The sequence below is a fragment of the Halalkalibacter flavus genome, from assembly GCF_036663575.1.
Taxonomy (GTDB): Bacteria; Bacillota; Bacilli; order Bacillales; family Bacillaceae_D; genus Halalkalibacter; species Halalkalibacter flavus.
This window is the reverse complement of sequence record NZ_JAWRVK010000269.1, coordinates 1-264: the sequence shown is the minus strand read 5'-3', so window position 1 is coordinate 264 and position 264 is coordinate 1. Positions and strand designations below refer to the sequence as shown.

Annotated in this window: 1 protein-coding gene; it reads left to right on the top strand. The window is 50.4% G+C overall.

The window, feature by feature from the left end:
• Window positions 1-44: 44 nt before the first annotated feature.
• On the top strand, window positions 45-264 hold a 220-nt coding region (locus tag SAY88_RS26205; RefSeq protein ID WP_431308927.1), incomplete at its 3' end, for a chitin binding peritrophin-A domain-containing protein.

Here is a 264-nt window from a genome sequence, read left to right as displayed (position 1 = left end):
ATCAGACCTGTAGGCCAGACGAGCAATGCGTCGCAGGAGAGTGTGTGAAGGGAGCCCTCTGCAACTACAAGCCCTTCCAGTGTTCCGAGGAAGGATTCTTCCCTGACCCTTATGACTGCAAGAAATACCATGTTTGCCTTCCAATAGCTGTTGACGGCAACGACGACCTAATGACTTTCGAGTGCCCAGAAGGAACCTCATATGACGCTTTATCGGCTAGCTGCGGTTTTCCTCTAACTACTGATGCATGCATCAATAGACCAG